The sequence below is a fragment of the Sporichthya sp. genome (assembly GCF_013815995.1).
Classification (GTDB): domain Bacteria; phylum Actinomycetota; class Actinomycetes; order Sporichthyales; family Sporichthyaceae; genus Sporichthya.
This window is the reverse complement of the sequence record NZ_JACDFE010000275.1, coordinates 1-5,088: the sequence shown is the minus strand read 5'-3', so window position 1 is coordinate 5,088 and position 5,088 is coordinate 1. Positions and strand designations below refer to the sequence as shown.

The following is a 5,088-nucleotide window of genomic DNA, read 5'->3' as shown; positions in this document are numbered from 1 at the left end:
CGTTCGGGACGAAGAGGTCGTGGGTTCAAATCCCGCCACCCCGACAGATAACCGCAGGTCAGAGGCCCTTTTCCGTTCCGGAGAAGGGCCTCGAATTTTCGCTGCGGCACCAGAAAGTCATCAGCGGTCATCAGCCCGGTGTCGTCATGGCGATCCTGGTCGTCGGGCCGATGTTGGCACCGGCGCACGTCGCTGACCTGCATGTTTGGCCAGCGGACCACCGCGGTCCCGGCTCGGCGAGGCCAGCACGGTCCACGATCTCTTCGCACGGGCCGAAGAGGTCCTCCGGCCTCGGAAATGGGGAGTTCCACACCCTCGTGTTTTGGGTGCGCAGACCCATCGATTTTTGGGAGCAGAACTCCCTCGAATTTTGGTAGCTTAGCGGCGTGGAACCCGTCAGCCCAGGTCTTCGCCCGAGGCGCATCTCACCCTTGCTGGACGCGCTCGCCGGAGTCGAGCCGGTCATCGCACTCCACGGCCCACGCTCAGTGGGGAAGTCGACCGTGCTTCGCACCTTCGCGGCGGGCCGCGAGGTCCCCGTCATCGACCTGGACGACGTCGCAGTCCGGGACGCGGTCAGGGCCAACCCGACGCTTACCGTCTCCGGCAAGACACCCCTGTGCATCGACGAGTACCAGCACGTCCCCGAGATCCTCGATGCCATCAAGGCACGGCTCAACAGGGAGATTACCGACCCGGGCACCGCTGTACTCACCGGATCGACCCGCCAGGACGCGCTCCCTCGGACCGCCCAGTCACTGACCGGTCGCATCCACCGCATCAACATCTGGCCGCTGTCCCAAGGCGAACTCCACGGCAGCCACGAGAACCTGATCGAATCCCTGCGGAGCGACCCTGCTGCAACGCTCGCCGCGCAGCCGCAGTCATCGACCACGCGCAGCGATTACGTCGACCGCATCGCTGCCGGCGGATTCCCACTCGCCGTCATCCGCCAAGGCGCAGACCGCAACCGCTGGTTCGACAACTACCTCCGCGACTCCATCCTCAAGGACGCGAGTGAGTTGGAGCGCATCCGCCAACGACAACTCGTCGCGGACATGCTCAACCGTCTCGCCGCACAAACGGCGCAAGTGCTCAACCTGTCGAACGTCACCGACGCCTTGGGTGTCGATCGCAAGACAGCCGAGGAGCACCTGCGTCTGCTGGAGGATTTGTTCCTCGTCGTGCGTCTTCCCGCGTGGGGCAAGACCCTTCGGGCTCGGGCGGCGGCCAAGCCCAAGATCCATGTGGTCGACTCCGGGCTCGCGGCTCGCCTGCTCCGCATCACACCGGCGAACCTGGGTCGCCTCGACCCGACCGTGATGACCGAGTTCGGGCACCTGCTGGAGACCTTCGTCGTCGGCGAGCTGCGCAAGCACGTCTCCTGGATGAGCGAACCGGTCACGACCGGTCACTGGCGCACCCACGACAAGGACGAGGTCGACTTTGTCGTCGAGTTCGACGACGGAGATGTGCTCGCTTTCGAGGTCAAGTCCGGCGAGCGCGTCAACCGGAACGACCTCAGAGGCCTCCGAAAACTGCGTGAAGCGCTCGGTAACCGTCTCATCGCCGGCGTCGCCTTCAGCACAGGCTCCAGGTCGTACACGGCCGAGGACCGAATCCACGTCATGCCTGTCGACCGGTTGTGGCGAACGGTCGACCTGCGATGAGCGGGCGCGCAGCTTCATGAGCGATGACGCCTTTCGCCGTCAACTCGCGGAGCTCCGCCAGGAGAACGAGCGGCTCAAGAAGCTCCTGCGGTTGACGAAGTTCGAATCCGAACCAGCGCCCGGCACCCAGACAGCCTGGTTCGACCGCGCACCCGGTCCTGTGAACGCAGGTTCGCCGCCGGAGGCCAAGGTTGCCTTCTACACAACCCTCTTCGGCGCTCGCCGCGACGTGTACGCCGTCCGTTGGGAGAACCCGCGCCTCGGCAAGTCGGGTTGGATGCCGGCGGTCGAAGGCGGTTGGAGCAAGGGCAAGCAGGACGACCCGCGTTACCTCCCACTGACGCCCGACGTGGTGGCCGCTCATCTGCGGGGCGCTCTCCACATTGGCCTGTATCCGATGCTTCCCGGCGACGAAACGTGCTGGCTCGCCGCCGACTTCGACGGGTCAGCCGCGATGCTCGATGCCCTTGCCTACCTGAAGGCGGCCCGTGCTTTGGGGGCACCGGCTGCGCTCGAGGTATCGCGCTCCGGCGTCGGCGCGCACGTGTGGATCTTCTTCACAGGTCCGGTCCCCGCCATCACGGCCCGCCAGCTCGGAACCGGGCTGGTCCGCGAAGCCATCGCGCTCCGCGGCCACATGGCCCTCAGTTGCTACGACCGCCTGTTCCCTTCGCAGGACACCGTCCCGACCGGGCGCTTCGGCAACCTCATCGCCGCGCCCCTGCACGGCACGAGCCGCAAGGAGAACAGAACGACGGTGTTCCTCGACCTCGCCACTCTGGAGCCCTACGACGACCAGTGGGATTACATGTCGACGCTCGACCGCCTGGAACCGAAACAAGTCTCCAAGATCGCCGCCAGGGTCCGCGAGCCCACGGTCGGCGTCAAGGTCCAGCGGCTCCACCCCACCACGGCGACGAAGACTCAGCCGAGATCGGCGCCCGTCGTGCACCTCACGTTGGACGGCGGCGTCCGTGTCCCCGGCGGGGAGCTGACTCCGGCCCAGTACGCGACCTTCAAGCACGCTGCGTCGATGGCAAATCCCGAGTTCTACGACCGCCAGCGCCGTCGCCAGTCGACCTGGAACATCCCCAGATTCATCCAATCCTTCGACGAGACCCTCGACGGCCACCTCGTCCTTCCCCGCGGACTTCTCGACACCGCCCTCAGAGTCGTCGAACAGGCGGGAAGCAAGGCTGACATCCGTGACCAGCGGATCAGCGGCGCGCATATCGAGGTCGCCTTCACGGCCGACCTAACGCCAGGCCAACACGACGCTGTTCAGCGCGTCCTCGCGCACGACCTCGGCCTGCTCGTCGCCCCACCAGGTTCAGGTAAGACGGTGATGGCGTGCGCAGTCATCGCAAAGCAAGCCGTCTCGACCCTGGTCCTCGTCGATCGCAAAACACTCGCCGACCAGTGGCGCAAACAGATCCAGTCGCTGCTCGGGGTCAAGCCCGGTCAGATCGGAGGAGGACGATCGAAGCTCACCGGCGTCATCGACATAGCGACGCTTCAGACCCTGGCCCGGCGCGACGACCTCGGTGAGAAGCTCGCTCCGTACGGTTTCGTCATCGCCGATGAATGCCACCACATCCCCGCCGCGGCGTTCGAGGCGGCTGTTCGCACGATCCCGGCACGCCGCTGGCTCGGCCTCACTGCCACGCCGTACCGCCGCGACCAGCTCGACGACCTCATCGCCTTCCAACTCGGCCCGGTCCGGCATGAGTTCACACCTCCCAAACCCGGGACGCTCGAGAATGCCGTCGCCGATCGACCCGAGCCGGTGCTCCTCGTTCACCCAACGTCTTTCACCTACGAGTCGACGACCGACTTCTCGATTCCTGGCGCCATCGCCGGCGTCCATCGCGCCCTCGCCGAGGACGAGTCGCGGAACGCCCAGATCTTGGCCGACGTCCGAGAGGCGCTCTCCCGACACCGCAACTGTCTCCTGCTCGCGCAACGCACCGCGCACGTCGACCTCCTGGCCAAGCTGCTCGCCGCCGACGGCTACGAGCCTGTCGTCCTCAAGGGCGGGATGGGCTCCAAGGCACGAGCCGGCGCACTGGAGCGGCTACAACCGCAGGACGACGCACCGCCACTCCTCGCCGTTGGTACCGGAAGCTTCGTCGGCGAAGGGTTCGACTGCCCCGCACTCGACACGTTGTTCCTTGCCGGCCCGGTCTCCTTCAAAGGCCGGCTTGTTCAGTACGCAGGACGAGTCCTGCGCGCCTACCCGGGCAAGACCACGGCGGAGGTGCACGACTACCACGATGCCAACGTCCCCGTTCTCGCCGCCGCCTTGGCGAAACGAGCCCCCGGGTACATCAGTCTCGGCTTCCCCGACCCCCGTCGTCAGTGATTGTCAGGTGAGCCGCTCGTGCATGGACCGGCGTCCCATCGGTCAGCGCCGACCCGTACCTGGTCTGGGCAGGCCCCGACCCGACGACCCCAGCGCGGGCCGGACCCCTTCCACAACGAGCGGTGAACGGGTCCGGCGGTAGGAGAGGCTGGCCGGGCGCCAGGCCTGAGCGGCCCGGTCAGCCGGCGATCTGACCGTGGACGTCGAGCAGGGCCAGATCGGCCGCGGCCCGCCCGGCCGCCCAACCCCGGTCATCACTGATCCGGGTCTCTTTCTCTACCGTGCGCGGGAACAGCCGTGCGAACTCCCGGTCGACCTCCGCGGTGACCGCGCGCAACACCGGCAGCAGCCGCTCCCGGGCGGCCTGTTCGGCCAGCGCGGTGTCCTCCGCGGCCCGCAGCCGCTCCCCGATGCAGGCGGCGTAGGAGAGCAGGAAGGACTGCCGGAACGCGCGGGTGCGGGAGACCCCGGCCCGGGTGGTCTGGCGGCCGTGGCGGAGCATCGCCGCGTCGGCCTGCACCAGCAGCGAGGTGGCCAGCAGCTCCACGTCGTCGAGGTCGTGCGGGTCACCGACCAGGCTGACCAGACCGAGGTGCTCGCTGATCACCGCCCGGCACCGGTTCGCGCCCGCGACGGCGTCGACGAGCATGCCCTTGGCCATCACGTAGGGTGCCTCGATCCAGATCCGCCGGCTGACGACCGCCGGGGCGCGTCGGGCGTCACCGGCCCGGGTGAGCAGCCGGGCCAGAGCATGACGGGTGATCAGTTCCTGCGCCTTGGCGGTCAGCGCCTCGGCCTCGGCCTCGTAGGTGGTGGACTCTGCCTTGGCCAGCAATGCGCGCACCCGTTCCAGCTGGCGGGCGGTCTCGTCGGCGGGCGGGTCGGTCGCCCGGCCCGGCGCGGGGTTCCCGGCCTGCCGCTGCCCAGGCGGCGGGATCAGGACGGGGATCGCCGGCAGGGTCTCTAGCGCGCCCAGCACCCGCAGGGTCTGGGCCAGTGTGGCCTCGGTGGCCAGGTCCGGGTCGGCGGTGGCTGGCAGCTCGGCCAGTTGGGCGC

4 protein-coding genes are annotated in these 5,088 nt (G+C 67.9%); 2 read left to right on the top strand and 2 right to left on the bottom strand.

Going from position 1 to position 5,088, the window contains the following annotated elements; all coding sequences use genetic code 11:
• A partial coding sequence (locus H0X00_RS21375; protein ID WP_293774644.1) for a hypothetical protein occupies positions 1-203 on the bottom strand: 203 nt, incomplete at its 3' end.
• A gap of 228 nt (positions 204-431) precedes the next feature.
• Between H0X00_RS21375 and H0X00_RS21370 the strand changes: the two genes are divergently transcribed.
• Together H0X00_RS21370 and H0X00_RS21365 are read left to right on the top strand one after the other, a co-directional pair.
• The gene (locus tag H0X00_RS21370; RefSeq protein WP_293774642.1) at positions 432-1,670 is read left to right on the top strand and encodes an ATP-binding protein; all 1,239 of its coding nucleotides are present in this window, start codon (positions 432-434) and stop codon (positions 1,668-1,670) included.
• Positions 1,671-1,686: 16 nt separating this feature from the next.
• Positions 1,687-4,032, top strand: a complete 2,346-nt coding sequence (locus H0X00_RS21365) for a DEAD/DEAH box helicase (RefSeq protein WP_293774639.1) — start codon at positions 1,687-1,689, stop codon at positions 4,030-4,032.
• A gap of 178 nt (positions 4,033-4,210) precedes the next feature.
• On the opposite strand, the gene H0X00_RS21360 is transcribed toward H0X00_RS21365, so the two are convergent.
• The coding region (locus H0X00_RS21360; protein ID WP_293774636.1) for a DUF2786 domain-containing protein at positions 4,211-5,088 on the bottom strand (878 nt) is incomplete at its 5' end.